This is a genomic window from uncultured Roseibium sp. (assembly GCF_947494555.1).
In the GTDB taxonomy this organism is placed as follows: domain Bacteria; phylum Pseudomonadota; class Alphaproteobacteria; order Rhizobiales; family Stappiaceae; genus Roseibium.
In genome coordinates this window covers 761,343-775,281 of sequence record NZ_CANLVF010000002.1, presented here as the reverse complement: position 1 = coordinate 775,281, position 13,939 = coordinate 761,343, and the positions used below count along the sequence as shown (strand labels likewise).

Genomic DNA, 13,939 nt, shown 5'->3' with positions numbered 1-13,939 from the left:
AACACTTGCCGGAAGCATTGCATGCAGAAACCGGTACGTGCAGCTGCCAAGGACCCGTTCGGTTCCGAGACGCAGAGAGTATTTTTTCAGGTCAAATCAGATTGGTCAGTCGCAAGTATCCCGACGCAGAAACTGCAAAGTCATCCGGTTTTTCGTAGTCGTTTTTTCGAGGAAAACCGGCGGAAAACATGCCCGCAAGCCTTCACGGACCGGAAGGACAGGAGCATCGGGCTGCGTAAGACCAATTGGCCGTTTCTGCGTGCGTCGACTATTATCTTTCAGAGCCGGCAGGTCTTCCCGGTCGCCAGTGACCGGTCGAATGCCTGTTGCAACGGAGACGAAACATCTGGTCTAGGCCTCGACGTTATTGTCTTCCGGCAAAAGTTCGAAAACTTCTATGGCGTCTTCATACCCCTTGATCTGCGCTTCTCCCGCCGATCGGACCTTGATACGGCCCTCGACCCGGGTCGCCAATTCGGCGCTGATCAGGATGCTGGTTTTCTTGTCCCGGTTGAGGCCCTCGAGCCTTGAGGCAAAGTTGACCGTGTCTCCAAGGGCCGTGTAGTTCAGACGGTCCGAACTGCCCACGTTGCCGACAATGGCCTCTCCGGCGTGTAGGCCGATGCGGGTGCGCAGTGGCAGGATGTCCTCGTCTGACCAGGAATCCGTTTCAGCTTTGCAGGCCTCGATCACCGCAAGCGCAGCGCGGCAGGCTTTCACCGGGTGATCTTCCACAAGGTTCGGAGCGTTCCAGAACGCCATGACCGCGTCGCCGATAAATTTGTCGATCGTTGCTTCGTGCTCCAGAAGCGTTTGTGTAACGACCTCGAAATACCGCGACATCCTGTTCATAACCTCTTCAGGCGGAAGCTTCGACGACATGGCGGTGAAGTTCTCGATATCCATGAATAGGACGGTAACGTCCCGTTTCTCGCCACCAGGTTCGGGCGTCTCCTGCCGCTTGATCATCTGCTGAACGAGGGCCTTCGGTACATATCTGCCGAAGGTCAGGAGCGACGTCCGCATCTGGTCGAGGGCGGTTTCCAGCTGGAACACCTCGTTGACGACAGAGGACTGCGAAAACGGCCTGTCGAGGTCAAAGTTCCGGATGCGTTGTGTGCCCTTTGCCAGCGTCTTGAGCGGGCGCGACAGCGAGCGAGAAACAAGCCAGATGAGGGGAATGCTACACAGTGCGATGAGAGCGGACACCAGGATCGTTCGTCTCGAAGCCTTCGTGATTTCACCGATCACTTCGTGTGAAGGCAGGGCAATTGCCAGATTTTCACGTTCACCTGCTCCGAGCCCGATTGCGGAAATGTGCGTCATCCAGGGATGGCCGCTTACCTCGACGGTCTTGATCGTGTCGCGATCCGGGTTTCGAACCTGATCCTGAAGGGCTGCGAGGGCGGCGTATCTGTCACCGCCATCTGGGCTGTCCTTCAGCGAAGAGTGCGCGAGCAGAGTGCCCTCGTGGCTGATGATCGCCAGTACACCGGTTTTCGCCTGAGGTTCTGAATCCAGAAACGAACTGAGGTCGGATAGCGTAATGTCGACGCCGACGACGCCGCGCGGATGTCTTTTGCTGACAGTCAGTCCCGGCCTTTTCGAGCCTGTGAACAGATAAACGTCCGTGCGCTCCACCAGGGGGCTGTCGATGGCCTGCTTGTACCATGGCCGCTCACGCGGATCGTACAAGACTTCGTCCTCGTTCGAGTTTGTATGAAGCGTGACACTGTTCTCGTCCAGAAAGCGGTCGATCTGGACCGGACGTGACCGGTCGCCCCTCAAGATGACTTGCTCGCGGAAAACGGTTCCCTCCGGCGCTCCCATTTCTTCAAGGCGTGCCTCGGGCAGGGTGCGGGTGGCACCGACCAGATAGTTGCTGCCGTCTTCGTAGCCGATATAGATGTTTGCAATCTGCGGCATGGCGGAAAGAAACGAGATCAGCCGTTTGCGTGCCGGGTGGCCACTTGCCTTGGGGTCGACGTTGACGTCAAGCCAGTCACCTGAATATCGCGCGATGGCGTTGATCGGTTCGATCAGGGACGCGGTCTGGAGCCGCACGACTTCGGCGGACCGTTCCATCAGCTCACGCCCCGCCGTCAGGGCCGTCTCCCGGTTGGCATAGTGGGTATAGGAGATGATCGTCGCCGCAAGTGCGAGCGCGACGCTCAAGGTTACCGTGAACAGACTGACGGTTATGGAAAATCTTGAAAGCGGTTTCATCGGCCCCATTCGTCGCCCCACGACGAGCGCTTGCTCTCGGCGCTTACCGTCGAAGCTATTGGCCTGACTGGGCCTTTGCAAGAGCGGGAAGGGGTGTTCGATCTGTCAAGCAACAGGAGATTTTTACTCGTTGCTGCTGAATTTGTTGGTCGGGCAGGCCGGATTTGAACCGACGACCCCTTCACCCCCAGTGAAGTGCGCTACCAGGCTGCGCTACTGCCCGAACGGGTCCTACCTAGCTTGTTCACATTAAGAGCGCAAGCGGCTTGTTGCACCCGGAGCCGGGTTTACCCAGCCATCCGTATTTTGATGGCCCTCGGCGGCAAGGCGCCGTCGTCGTTCGAGCCTGTCCGTCGCGATCATGCCCCAGGCAAGTCCGTAAAGCATGTACATGTGCCGCCAGCGGTCAGTGTCGATGACCACCGACAGGATCAGATGAGCCACAAAAACCGCGAAGACACATTGGAGAAAACCCGTCCAGGGCCGCGACTTGAAAAGAAGGGGGAACATGGCGGCAAGCGTCCAGATCGCCAGTGCGACATAGGTTGCCCCGCCCAGCCAGCCATAGGTCGTGAAGCCCTTCAGGTAAACGTTGTGGGTGTCTTCCGGGAAGTAATTTCGAAAGCCGAGCGGTCCAAGGCCGAGCGGGTGCTCCATCACCAGCTGAAACCCGAGGGCGTAGCGTGCAAAACGGCCAAGACGGGAGCTGTCATAGTCCTGAACCAGGCGCGCCCGCTGTTCAAACATGTCCGCGACCGTGTCGATTGAAAGCGCGGCTGCCAAAAGGGCGAGTATGGCCAGAACGCCGGTAATGCCGAGCATCACCAGCCGTAACCTGCGCCGGTTGCTATGTTCCGTAACCAGGGCAAGGAAATAGACAACCAGCACGCCGGCAAAAAGCACGCCCCAGGCACCTCTGGAAAAGCTGAGGAAAATCCCAAGCAGGAGGATCGTGAGCGGCACCAGCAGAACCAGGTTCTTCAGAACCGAGTCGTTGAGGAGTTTTCGGATAATCAGCAGCGTCGGCAGAACAAGAAACGGTCCGAAAACGTTCGGGTCCTGGAAGGTGCCACGCGCCCTGTCATAAAGCGTGAAATATTCAGCGCCCGGAAACAGGTTGAAATAGCCCGCTATACCGATTGAAGAGACCAACACCGCGCTGATGGTGTAGCCGTTTTGAATGATGCGAAAGCGGCCCGGGTCGTCCGCCAGGATGGCCGCATAGAAGATAGCGGTGATCGCGAGGAAGCCCGAAACCGCCATGTACATGGAGGCATCGCCAATGTCCTTGGCAATGGGGATCGAGGCGATTCCGCCGGTGATGTAGAGAATAAGGCAGATGACAAGCGGCCCGAATTCCCTGCGAAGCTTGAGGCCGCAGGCGAGCCAGACGACGGACAGCAGCACCATATAGAGTTCGTAGGGTGCCGGTTCCTCAATCACGAACCCAGACAGAAAGGCCGCAAGCCACAGTGCGCTGTTGCCCAGGCTTTTGACCGGCAGACCGATTGGCGCATGCAGACGCGCATCGCCAAAATGTCCGCCCGCGATACTCAATAGGCGTTCTCCGTATTGAGCAGGCGAAACGGTGTCAGGAGCAGGATTTTCAGGTCAAACAGGATCGACCAGTTTTCAATGTAGTAGACATCGCACTCAACGCGCTTCTGGATCTTTTCCTGCGTGTCCACTTCACCGCGCCAACCGTTGATCTGCGCCCAGCCGGTTACGCCCGGCTTGACCTTGTGCCGAGCGAAGTATCCGTCAACGACGTCATCCCAGGTCGTGTTGTCCGTGTGGGCGTTGACGGCATGCGGCCGGGGACCGACCAGCGACAGGCTGCCGGCCAGCACGTTGAAGAGCTGCGGCAGTTCGTCGATGGATGTCTTGCGGATAAAGCGCCCGACCCGGGTTACACGCGGGTCGCCCTTCGTCACGACCTGCTTTGCGTCCGGATCCGCCATTTCGGTATACATGGACCGGAATTTCAGGACATCGATAATCTCGTTATTGAAGCCGTAGCGCTTCTGGCGGAAAAGAACCGGCCCCTTGCTGTTGAGTTTGATGGCGATCGCTGCCGCAATCATCACCGGGAAAAGGGTCACGATCGCAAGTGAGGCAAACAGCAGGTCGAAGATGCGCTTGCCGACCATGTCCCAGTTTGCAATCGGCTTTTCAACGACGTCGACAAACGGGACAGTTCCAATGAACGATGCGCCGCGGTTGCGGAACCTGACCTTGTCGGTGTGAGCGGAAAGGCGGATGTCGACCGGCAGGATCCAGAGTTTCTTCAAGAGTTCAAGCACCCTTTGCTCGGCGCGCAGAGGAATGCAGACGATCAGCATGTCGATACGGGCAAGCCGGGCAAATTCCACCAGATCACTGATGTTCCCAAGCTTCGGGTAACCCGCCACAACGGGCGGCGAGCGGTCGTTGTTCCGGTCATCGAAAATGCCGCAGATGCGGATGTCGTTGTCGGGTTGCGCTTCCAGCTCGTGGATCAGCTCTGCTGCCGCTGTTCCCCCTCCGACAATGATGGCACGGCGCTCCAGGCGTCCGCTGTTCATCCAGTGCCTGACGAGGGAATACACGGTAAAGCGGGACAGGCAAAATCCGGCAAGTCCAAGCGCGAACCATGCGCCGATCCAGGTATCCGACAAACCCGATCCGATCCCGGTCGTTGAGCGCAAGAGCGCAAGCATGGCGAAGACGAGCGTCCAGCCGGCCGCCACGCGCCCCAATTGCGACAAGCCCTGACGCATGACCGCGACCTGATAAACGTCTGCGGCCTGAAAAAAGGCGAGGGTGAACAGTATGGCGGCACCTGTGACCAGAACATGCGCCCAGCTCGCAACGCTGTCTGCGCCTCCAACCAGCGCGGCCACTGCTGCGATGACGATCAGCAGAATATCGGTCAAACGCACCAAACCTGTCAGGACGGGGACGGAAACGCCCTTTCCGCCAAGACTTTGTGCAATCTGTACCGCGCCGGCGGAAAGACCGTTGCCGGCCTGCGACAATGTATGGAAATTCTGCGGACCGATAGCGTCGTGAACGCTGTGCCGGAAATGTTTTTCCATGTTGTGTCGCAGGTCCACGCCTGTTTTGCCTTCCGGAGCGGGGCCGACAATCTCGGTGGGTTTGAAAGCGGCGTTGCTCATTATCGGTTGCTCGATCTGGCGTATACGGACTGGTTTCGTGAAAGTCCCCCGGCAGCAGCAGTTGCCCCCGCAGGGGATGTTTCCGCCGTTTTGAGGCCCTTCAGCTCCTGATAGAGTGTCGTGATGCGATCGCTCATGAGTTCGACGGAGAAAGTCTCGGCCAGGCAACTGCCCAATTCCCTGGCATCGGCGGTCATTTGTGCCGGGTCCACCAGGGCATTTTCCATCGCAACGGTCAGCTTGCCGATGTTTCCCGGTTCGATCAGGCGGTCGGCATATCGGCCGAATATCTCCGGGATGCCGCCGACGCGCGTCGCGATCAGCGGACGTTGAGCCGCGACGGTTTCCAGAACGATGTAGGGCATTGCCTCGGCGCGGGACGGCACGACAATGGTTTTGCCAAGATGGAAAGCCTCGGGTGCTGGCAGGGCGCCATGAAATGTGACGGCTTTGTCCAAACCGAGCATGCCGACCATGCGGCGGTACTTTTCCTCGTCCGGGCCTTCACCCACGATATGCGCGCTCGGAGCCGTGCCAGTCTTGAGGCGGATGTTGTAGAGCGCCTCGATGAACAGATCCGTGCCCTTCAGGTCGCGGAGCATGCCGATGTAAAGGAAATCGCCGGCATCCGGACCGACCTCGACCGGTTTGAACTCGCTCGGGGTCAATCCATTATAGACCATACGCGTCTTCGCTCTCGGGCGGCCGACCTTGCTCTCATAGGCGGCAGCTTCGTAGTCGGAAACAAAGACGATGCCGTCGGTCAGACGGCCGAGGATACGTTCAAGCGTGTGGTAGACACGCCCCTCGAACCGATTGGGATCGTAATGCAGGCTGCCGCCGTGAGGGCAGTAGACGCGTGCAGTCCTGTTGCCGCGCAACCTTAATACGGATCCGATAAGGCGTGCGTACGCACCACCCTTTGCACCATGCCCGTGCAAGATATCGGGGCGCAGGTCCCTTACATGTCTATAGAGGGCATGCGTCGCGGACAGATCCTGAAAAGTCAGCTGACGCTGCATTGGAAAGCGTTCCAGGCCGAGAGAAAGAGTGGATTTGAGCTCTTCCACTAACCTGTTGTCGAATGTGCTGCCCGTACTGCTGTCGCAGATCACGCCGACATCATGTCCTGCTTCCGTCTGAGCAGTCGCAAGATCGCGGATATGACGAAATATTCCGCCAATAGGCGACCGGACACAATGCACGATCCGCATTGGGGTCGTTGTCATGGTGCAGTTTCCCTGTTTTTACCCCCGGGTTTCTTTTTGAACCCGTGGAGCACTAAGGCTGCACACTAGCAAAGGGAGATGAGTCCCCAGTTAATTTACGGAGGTTTAGAAGTAGCGTTCCCGAACGTAAATCGTGTCGCCTGGGCGAACAGGGTCCGAAATGGGAACACGCCCGTTTAGAATTTCACCATTAATCTGACGGGTGATGTCGACATTGGTCTGCTGGGCCCGGGTGCTGAAGCCACCGGCCGTGGCAATGGCATTTTGAACCGTCATGCCCGCAACGTAGTTATACTGGCCTGCATCTTGCACTTCACCCATGATGAAGATGGGTCTGTAAGTGTCCACTTCGACCGAGACATCGGGATTGCGGATATATCCTTGCCGCAATTTGGCGCCAATCTCCGAGGCGAGACCCTGTTGCGTTTGCCCCCGGGCGGCCACGCTACCAACGAGAGGAAAGGAGATATACCCTGCCTGATCAACGACATAGGTGTTTGAGAGGTCTTCCTGACCGAACACGATAATGCGCAGCCGGTCACTTGAATCCAAGCGATAAGGCTGGGTCAGCGTTTCATGAAACGCGGTCGGTGGCTGTCTGTACCCGCTGCAAGCAGCAAGGCCCAGGCAAAGACCCAGGACCAGAAGCGCTTTCGTTCGCATCAACGACTCTCCTACAATTCCGTAACAGCATCGCGTGTTATGGTTAATTGAGGGTGAAGAGCGTTTTCAGACCGGAAAAGGAACGTAGCGGCTCCAAAGGCAAATATTAACGGTGACAAACATGGAATTGTCAATTGCTTAACCGATCGCTTACCCTAATTCGACATAGTTTGCCGGAACGTGGAGACAAAACGCAATGAACGCTGAGCGGCAGACCTATCCCGATGACGACATGGCGCTGGACCTTGGAGGTCTGTTCCGTGCCATTGGACGTTCGCTTGGCTGGTTGTTGCCGCTCACGCTGATTGTCGCTGCGGCCGTATTTCTGGGTCTCCAGTTTGTTGCCCCAAAATATATGGGTGAAGCCCGGGTCCTGATCGAAAGCACAGACAACAAGTTTCCGGGTGGTTCGCGCGGCATCGAAGAGGAAAGGGCGCTTCTGGATGCTGAGGGCGTCGCCAGTCAGGTGCAGCTGCTCATGTCCGCGGATCTGGCGCGCCGTGTTTCAAACAAACTCAATCTTGCGGCCATTCCCGAATTCGATGCCAAAGGTGATGGCTCTCTGATCGGAGATCTGCTCGCATATGTCGGTTTGAGAAGCGACACGGCCGGCAATAGCGAGGAAGAGCGGGTCCTCAAGCATTTCTATGAGAACCTGGATATCTATCGCCTTGAAGGCTCGAGGGTGATCGCAGTTGATTATTCCGCGCAAAATCCTGTTCTGGCTGCCAAGGTCGCCAACACAATTGTCGATGAATATCTTGCACTTCAATCGAGCGCCAAGAGGCAGACCACCGAACTGGCGTCCGCAGCACTTGAGCCGCAAATTGTGGAATTGCGCAAGGAAGTGCAGGCGGCGCGACAAGCCGTTGCTGATTTCCGCGCGCGCGCGGACCTTCTGATCGGCGCTGACAACATCCCCTTGAACCAGCAACAGCTTGCAGAGACGAGCAGCGATTACTCGGCGGCGCAGGCGTCCAAAGCGGAGGCACAGGCCAAGGCGGACCTCTTGCGCGAACTGCTCAATTCCGGTGGTTCATTGGAAACGGCGAGCGATGTTCTCAATTCTACGCTGATACAAAGACTGCGGGAACGTCAGGTCGAAATTCAGTCGAATATTGCCGAACTGTCGATCACCTTGTTGCCGAACCATCCGCAATTGAGATCGCTGCAGTCTCAGCTGAACGATTACAACCGGCAGATCCGGTCGGAAGCCGGCAAGATCCTCCAGGGGCTCGAGAGCGACGCAAAAGTTGCCAATCAGCAGGCTCTTGCGCTGGAGGCCCGTCTTGAAGAGTTGAAGGTTGCTGCGGCCAGATCCAATGCTGACCAGGCGCGTCTGAATGAACTTGAGCGCGAGGCCAATGCGAAGGCCGCACAGCTCGACCAGCTCATGCTCAGTTTTCAGGAAGCCGATTCGCGCCTTCGCGCGCAGGTTCTTCCGGCAGACGCCCGCATTATTTCCAGAGCAAGCGTGCCCGTGGAACCATATGCGCCCAAGATCATACCAAGCACGATCATCGCGGCTCTCGTGACATTCATTTTGGGATGTGCCTTCGTCATCATGAAGGCGTTTCTGTCCGGCGAAGCGCTCTACAATGCGGGTTCGGCAAGAGCTCCTCAGGCTTCCGGGATGCGCAGCCGGCGCAGTGAAGACCCGCCGGTTTCCAATCCGGATTTCCAACAAAGCGCCCCCGTTTCAGCCGGCAGCTTGAGCCCCAGGGAGCCACTTGGCTGGCATCAGGGCTACGGCGTGGCATCTGCTAACTATGCATTCGGCACCGACCTGAAAGACCCGGCAAGGCACCCGCATCCCGAAGAAGCTCGCGAACCCGACGTACGTTCGCTGCCTGAGATTGATGATGAGGAAGACGGATCAGCGCCGTCAAAGGAAACCAGGCGCCGGTCGTTGGATGATGTCTACAGGAACTATGACAAGGATGTCGCGCCGGATTGGCTTGGCAGCCTGCGCGGGAACGAAGATGTCCCGGCGTCCGCACGAGAAGAGGAGCGGGCAACCAAGCCCGCATCGGAACCGCAGCCTTTAAGTGAGAAAGTACCACGCGTTCCGTGGAAGAAAAGTCAGAAGGCGACCTTCTCCAAGGATATTGACGTGAACGGGCGCATCGTTGTCCTGAGTGTCGACGACGAAGCGTTGTCGCATGAATTGGCTTTTGAACTTGCACGCAAGGCATCCAAGAGCGGCAAATCCTCGCTGGTCGTTGAAGTCTTTCCCGATCAGGCGAATGAACGAGGCGCAGAAGGGTTTTCCGACGTCGTGTCAGGACGCATGCCGTTTGCCAAGGTGGTTTACCGCGATGCGGTGTCAAAGGCGCATATTATCGAGGCGGGCCGGTATACGATCACTGACGACATGGTCAATTCGGACCGTTTCAAGCTCGCCCTGGACGCCATCCGCTCGACTTACGAAGCCGTTGTGGTGGATCTGGGCGCGATCGACGGTTCGCTTGCCAGCGCCCGCATGTTGAGTTTTGCCGACAGAGTGTTCATCGCCGCAAGCGCGCCCGATCACAGTCACGAACTCCAAAGCGCAGCCAACCTGTTGGCCCACAACACCGGTGCGCGCGTGGAAGTGTTGATCGCAGGGGATATGAGCCCCGATCCGCGCCGCAACGGAGACGGCCACGCCGCATAAGCGGGTGTTGTCTCTTCAGATCCTGATCACTTTCGCTGCTCTGCCGAAACAAAGTACCGGCACGGACCTTTGAAGGTACGGAAATGAAGGCGCGGTATCAGCGGCTTGCGAGCCCTGATGTCCAATTGCGCATGCGGCGGACGAGCGGCCACAGGACATTGGAATTGCGGATTGCCGACTTGGCGTTGAGGCTAAGTACCGCAATGTTTTTCTGGCATCTTCCCATGAAAGACGCGGCAACAAGGCTGTCCTTTAGAACAACCGGTTCCGCCCATGAGGTTTTATAGCGTTCTTCGCCGAGACCGAGATCCAGCACGCTGGTATCCGGGGCCGCACAGGCCCGTTCGATGATCTCCTTGATCAGAACAAGGCCAGGGCTGTTCGGGAGCAATTCGTCATGCGCGACACTGTTGCTGTAGGCGAAAATTGTTTCGTGATGGCGCGCGCACAGATACGTCGACCGGATCTGTCCGCCAGCTTCCAGAAACCAGAGATCCAGAATGCGTTCGGCTTCGGCGTCTTCACCGAGCCCGATCAGTTTCTCCAGGAATAGCGCGGCAACAGGCGTTGAAAAAACGTTCGGAATTCCAGCCTCCTGCGCGCGCGTCGCACGCTGTTCCAAAAAAGCATCGAAGCCGCGCCGGATGTCCTGCTCCGTTTCCGCTTTGACAACGGCGTAACCGTCGATGGACTGCAGATGCCGCTGTTTCCGTGACAGGTTTTTGCGCGACGACTTGCTGTGGGTCTCTTTAAAAAGGGCTTCGAAGTCGGATGGCAGTTCACGTACAAAAATCGGGCTCGGACTTGTTTCCGCCTCGTCGAGGACCAGAGGGTGCGGGCGGCCTTGCCAGCTCTCGGGGACATTTTGCAAAATCAGGAGATCGGCGCGAAGCGTTCGGCAAATCTGCACCAGGAAATCGCGGATTTGCTCTTTGGTGACGTTTGCGTAGAAACCGGGGTCCCAGATACCCGTGTTCTGATTGCCGTTCTGGTGCCCCAGAAAGGAAACAGTCGCTGCGCCCGCCTGGCGCTGAACCGCAAGCGGTAGAATGAGTACCGATTTTCCGTTCAACCTTCCGGCGGCGATAACGGGTTCTATGGACTTGCCACGCCCGACGGTTTCGCTCCACGCTCTCAGCCATCCAGGCGACTGATAGGGGTTGCCGTATCCGGCAGCATTGAGCCGGCGCCAGTCTTCCTCAATGTCGCGAAAGTCCGAAAACACCGAGACTTCGAGCGACGTCTCTTCCCACACCGTCTCTTCGTGTGTGTGTGTCTCCAAGACGGTCGCGGCAATCGGTGACATCGGGGTAATCCATTTTAAAGGAACATCGGCGAAAGCTCGGCGTGGCGCTGGCTGGCAAGCTGACGTCGCGATAGACTTAGCAACAATTGTTAAAGAATACGTGCCTTACTGGTGCACAATTGATGAGTAGGCATTAAGGCCACATGGGCATACGTCAAAAAGCAGTCTCACGCGCATTCAGGGTCCTGAAGGGCACCGGGATCGGCCGCATGCTGGCACCACTGACCCAGGGATGCGGTGCGGTGTTCATGATGCACCACGTGCGCGAACCGCGAACGGACGCCTTTCAACCGAACGCTCATCTGGAGATCACGCCCGAGTTTCTGCGTCTTGCCGTCGAGCGCATCCGTGCCAACGGCTACGAGATCATATCTCTCGACGAAGCTGTCGACCTGCTGAAGTCAGGCTACGGGCATCACCGGTATGCCGTTCTGACGTTCGATGACGGGTATCGGGACAATCTTGAGGTTGCCTACCCGATCTTGAAGGAATTGCAGGCGCCATTCACCGTCTTCGTAGCTACAGGCCTTGTAGAGCGGACGAGCGAACTCTGGTGGCTTGCGCTTGAGCGGATCGTTGCGGAAAACGACACCGTGGTCTTCACCCGGGCGGGCGAGGAAAACGGCATTCCCTGCGGCAGCACTGAGGAAAAAAACGCGTGTTTTGAAAGGATCGTCGATTACCTGACGCTGGAGATCGGTGAGTTGGATCAGCGCAAGATCATCAGAGCCTTGTCCGAAAAATACGGCCTTGGCCTGACCTTGCTAGCGGATCAGCAGATGATGAGCTGGGACGAGGTCCGGGAGCTTGCGTCTGATCCGCTGGTCACGATCGGCGCGCACACCCACGATCATTTCGCGCTGGCGCGGCTCGACAGTTCATCGGCGCGCGCGGACGTTACCAAAGGCATGAAAATATTGGAAAGGGAACTTGGCCGCCGCCCCAAACACTTCGCCTATCCCTATGGCAAGTCGCATGCCGTCAGCTTACGCGATGCGGACATCCTGCGGGACATTGGTTTTTCGTCTTCAGTGACGACTTTGCCAGGGGTGTTGCAGTCTGTGAATGCGCGCGACCCGATGATGCTGCCGCGTGTGTCGCTCAACGGCCGGTTTCAGGATCCGGCGATTGTCGATCAGTATTTGACAGGCGCTCCTTTCGCTCTCTACCGCGCCGCCCGGTGGGCAGCATCCGGTTTTGGCGTCAGGTCCGGTTTTTCCCGCTTCTTTCCATCCACCAGATGATTGCGCCTGCCGGGATGACCCAAAGAAGGCCGGCCACTGCAAAATAGGCGAAACGCGCCAGATTGGATGCTTCCTGTAGTGTAATATCGCCGATCACCATTGCGACGAAGGCGTAGACCACGACAAAAATGACAAGAACGACCATACCGACGAACTTGCGAAAAGAAGGAACCATCTTTGGGTATCCGTTGAACCTGTTGGGACCTGTGCTGAAAGACGGCAAAATGTCTCAGACCGCTTGCCGTCCCGGCCATGCAACTATATCTCCGCACACCAAAGGTCAATTCGGCCCAGGGGAATAATCGGGACTGCTTCATGAACGCATTTGCAGACGGCACGGGAAAAGGGGAGGCGCAGATCCTGCCGGCCAAGCTGGAACGCATCAGGCGCAGCAGGGCGATGATCCGATGGTGGCTTTACTGCGTCTGCGCACTGATCCTTGCAATGGTGGTGGTCGGAGGAGCAACCCGGCTCACCGAATCGGGCCTTTCGATTACGGAATGGAAGCCGATCCATGGGGTAATCCCGCCGCTCAGTGAGGCAGAGTGGGAAGAAGAACTGGAGAAATACCGACAGATTCCGGAGTACCAGCTCATCAACAAGGGCATGAGCCTTGAAGAGTTCAAGTTCATCTTCTGGTGGGAATGGGGTCACAGGCAGCTGGGACGGTTTATCGGTATCGCCTATTTTGTACCCATGGTCGTCTTCTGGGCCGCAGGACGCATCGAACCCTGGTTGAAGCCGCGCCTTCTTCTCGGGTTGGCGCTCGGCGGTTTGCAAGGATTTGTCGGTTGGTGGATGGTCGCCTCCGGTCTGGTGGACCGGGTGGATGTGAGCCAGTACCGGTTGGCCACCCATCTGACGCTTGCGCTGATAATCTTCGCCTACCTTTTCTGGATAGCGCGCCGGTTGTCGCCACTCGCGGATGCGGTTCCTGAGGAGCAGGCGCGCCTTTCCGGTCTAAGCACGTTGCTGCTGTGTTTTGTTTTTCTGCAGATGTTTCTGGGTGGCCTCGTTGCAGGTCTCAATGCCGGATTTACATTCAACACCTGGCCGTTGATGGATGGGCAATTCATCCCGGACGGCTTGCTGATGATGCAGCCGGTCTGGCTCAATCTGTTTGAAAATGTTCTGACAGTGCAGTTCCAGCACCGTATGACGGCCTATCTGCTGATCGTGCTGGGACTTTTCTTGATGTTGTCGACATTCAGGGTCAGCAAACGCAGCGAACTACGGCGGGCCGGTGCTCATGTCGCCGCGTTCATTCTGTTGCAGGCAGTTATCGGGATTTTGACCCTGATCTGGCAGGTGCCGCTTTCCATCGCACTGGTGCACCAGGGATTTGCCGTGTTTGTGCTCGCGGCGTCGGTCGACCATCTTGCCGTTCTAAAGGGTGCTTATCCCATCAGGAACACCTGAAAAAATGCCCGCCGGCGGCGGGCATTCATTCTTCTCAT

General features: G+C 57.5%; 10 protein-coding genes and 1 tRNA gene. 3 read left to right on the top strand and 8 right to left on the bottom strand.

The genetic code is table 11. The features are described from left to right. Positions 1–351 precede the first annotated feature (351 nt). The 6 genes from Q0915_RS12030 to Q0915_RS12005 form a co-directional block, all read right to left on the bottom strand. Positions 352–2,235, bottom strand: a complete 1,884-nt coding sequence (locus Q0915_RS12030) for an adenylate/guanylate cyclase domain-containing protein (protein WP_299471715.1) — start codon at positions 2,233–2,235, stop codon at positions 352–354. A 137-nt stretch (positions 2,236–2,372) separates the two neighbouring features. Beyond that, a tRNA-Pro gene (locus Q0915_RS12025) sits at positions 2,373–2,449 on the bottom strand. Positions 2,450–2,475: 26 nt separating this feature from the next. Continuing rightward, complete coding sequence (locus Q0915_RS12020; RefSeq protein ID WP_299471713.1) at positions 2,476–3,783, bottom strand: O-antigen ligase family protein; 1,308 nt, start codon at positions 3,781–3,783, stop codon at positions 2,476–2,478. Further along, positions 3,780–5,384, bottom strand: a complete 1,605-nt coding sequence (locus Q0915_RS12015) for an undecaprenyl-phosphate glucose phosphotransferase (protein ID WP_299471711.1) — start codon at positions 5,382–5,384, stop codon at positions 3,780–3,782. The genes Q0915_RS12020 and Q0915_RS12015 overlap by 4 nt, the downstream gene beginning before the upstream one ends. Further along, on the bottom strand, positions 5,384–6,613 hold the full coding sequence (locus tag Q0915_RS12010; protein WP_299471709.1) for a glycosyltransferase: 1,230 nt from the start codon (positions 6,611–6,613) through the stop codon (positions 5,384–5,386). Before Q0915_RS12010 ends, Q0915_RS12015 begins: the two co-directional genes overlap by 1 nt. A gap of 105 nt (positions 6,614–6,718) precedes the next feature. Next, complete coding sequence (locus tag Q0915_RS12005; protein WP_299471707.1) at positions 6,719–7,276, bottom strand: polysaccharide biosynthesis/export family protein; 558 nt, start codon at positions 7,274–7,276, stop codon at positions 6,719–6,721. A gap of 196 nt (positions 7,277–7,472) precedes the next feature. Between Q0915_RS12005 and Q0915_RS12000 the strand changes: the two genes are divergently transcribed. After that, entirely contained in the window at positions 7,473–9,932 is a 2,460-nt protein-coding gene (locus tag Q0915_RS12000; protein WP_299471705.1) for an exopolysaccharide transport family protein, read from the top strand. A 97-nt stretch (positions 9,933–10,029) separates the two neighbouring features. Here Q0915_RS12000 and Q0915_RS11995 read toward each other — a convergent pair whose 3' ends face one another. After that, complete coding sequence (locus Q0915_RS11995; RefSeq protein ID WP_299471703.1) at positions 10,030–11,238, bottom strand: GNAT family N-acetyltransferase; 1,209 nt, start codon at positions 11,236–11,238, stop codon at positions 10,030–10,032. A 143-nt stretch (positions 11,239–11,381) separates the two neighbouring features. On the opposite strand from Q0915_RS11995, the gene Q0915_RS11990 reads away from it, so the two are divergent. Next, entirely contained in the window at positions 11,382–12,482 is a 1,101-nt protein-coding gene (locus Q0915_RS11990) for a polysaccharide deacetylase family protein (RefSeq protein WP_299471701.1), read from the top strand. Here the strand turns inward: Q0915_RS11990 and Q0915_RS11985 are convergent. Further along, a complete protein-coding gene (locus Q0915_RS11985; protein WP_299471699.1) occupies positions 12,442–12,657 on the bottom strand; it encodes a DUF2842 domain-containing protein in 216 nt (71 codons plus the stop codon). The genes Q0915_RS11990 and Q0915_RS11985 overlap by 41 nt on opposite strands. Positions 12,658–12,881: 224 nt before the next feature. On the opposite strand from Q0915_RS11985, the gene Q0915_RS11980 reads away from it, so the two are divergent. After that, a complete protein-coding gene (locus tag Q0915_RS11980) occupies positions 12,882–13,901 on the top strand; it encodes a COX15/CtaA family protein (RefSeq protein ID WP_299472320.1) in 1,020 nt (339 codons plus the stop codon). The last annotated feature ends 38 nt before the right edge of the window (positions 13,902–13,939 follow it).

What these genes read in the sequence shown, in the direction of transcription:
- Q0915_RS12000 (WP_299471705.1), top strand. Translation starts at nt 7,473, where the DNA reads ATGAACGCTGAGCGGCAGACCTATCCCGATGACGACATGGCGCTGGAC.
- Q0915_RS12010 (WP_299471709.1), bottom strand. Translation starts at nt 6,613, where the DNA reads ATGACAACGACCCCAATGCGGATCGTGCATTGTGTCCGGTCGCCTATT.
- Q0915_RS11985 (WP_299471699.1), bottom strand. Translation starts at nt 12,657, where the DNA reads ATGGTTCCTTCTTTTCGCAAGTTCGTCGGTATGGTCGTTCTTGTCATT.
- Q0915_RS11995 (WP_299471703.1), bottom strand. Translation starts at nt 11,238, where the DNA reads ATGTCACCGATTGCCGCGACCGTCTTGGAGACACACACACACGAAGAG.
- Q0915_RS11980 (WP_299472320.1), top strand. Translation starts at nt 12,882, where the DNA reads ATGATCCGATGGTGGCTTTACTGCGTCTGCGCACTGATCCTTGCAATG.
- Q0915_RS11990 (WP_299471701.1), top strand. Translation starts at nt 11,382, where the DNA reads ATGGGCATACGTCAAAAAGCAGTCTCACGCGCATTCAGGGTCCTGAAG.
- Q0915_RS12030 (WP_299471715.1), bottom strand. Translation starts at nt 2,235, where the DNA reads ATGGGGCCGATGAAACCGCTTTCAAGATTTTCCATAACCGTCAGTCTG.
- Q0915_RS12015 (WP_299471711.1), bottom strand. Translation starts at nt 5,384, where the DNA reads ATGAGCAACGCCGCTTTCAAACCCACCGAGATTGTCGGCCCCGCTCCG.
- Q0915_RS12005 (WP_299471707.1), bottom strand. Translation starts at nt 7,276, where the DNA reads ATGCGAACGAAAGCGCTTCTGGTCCTGGGTCTTTGCCTGGGCCTTGCT.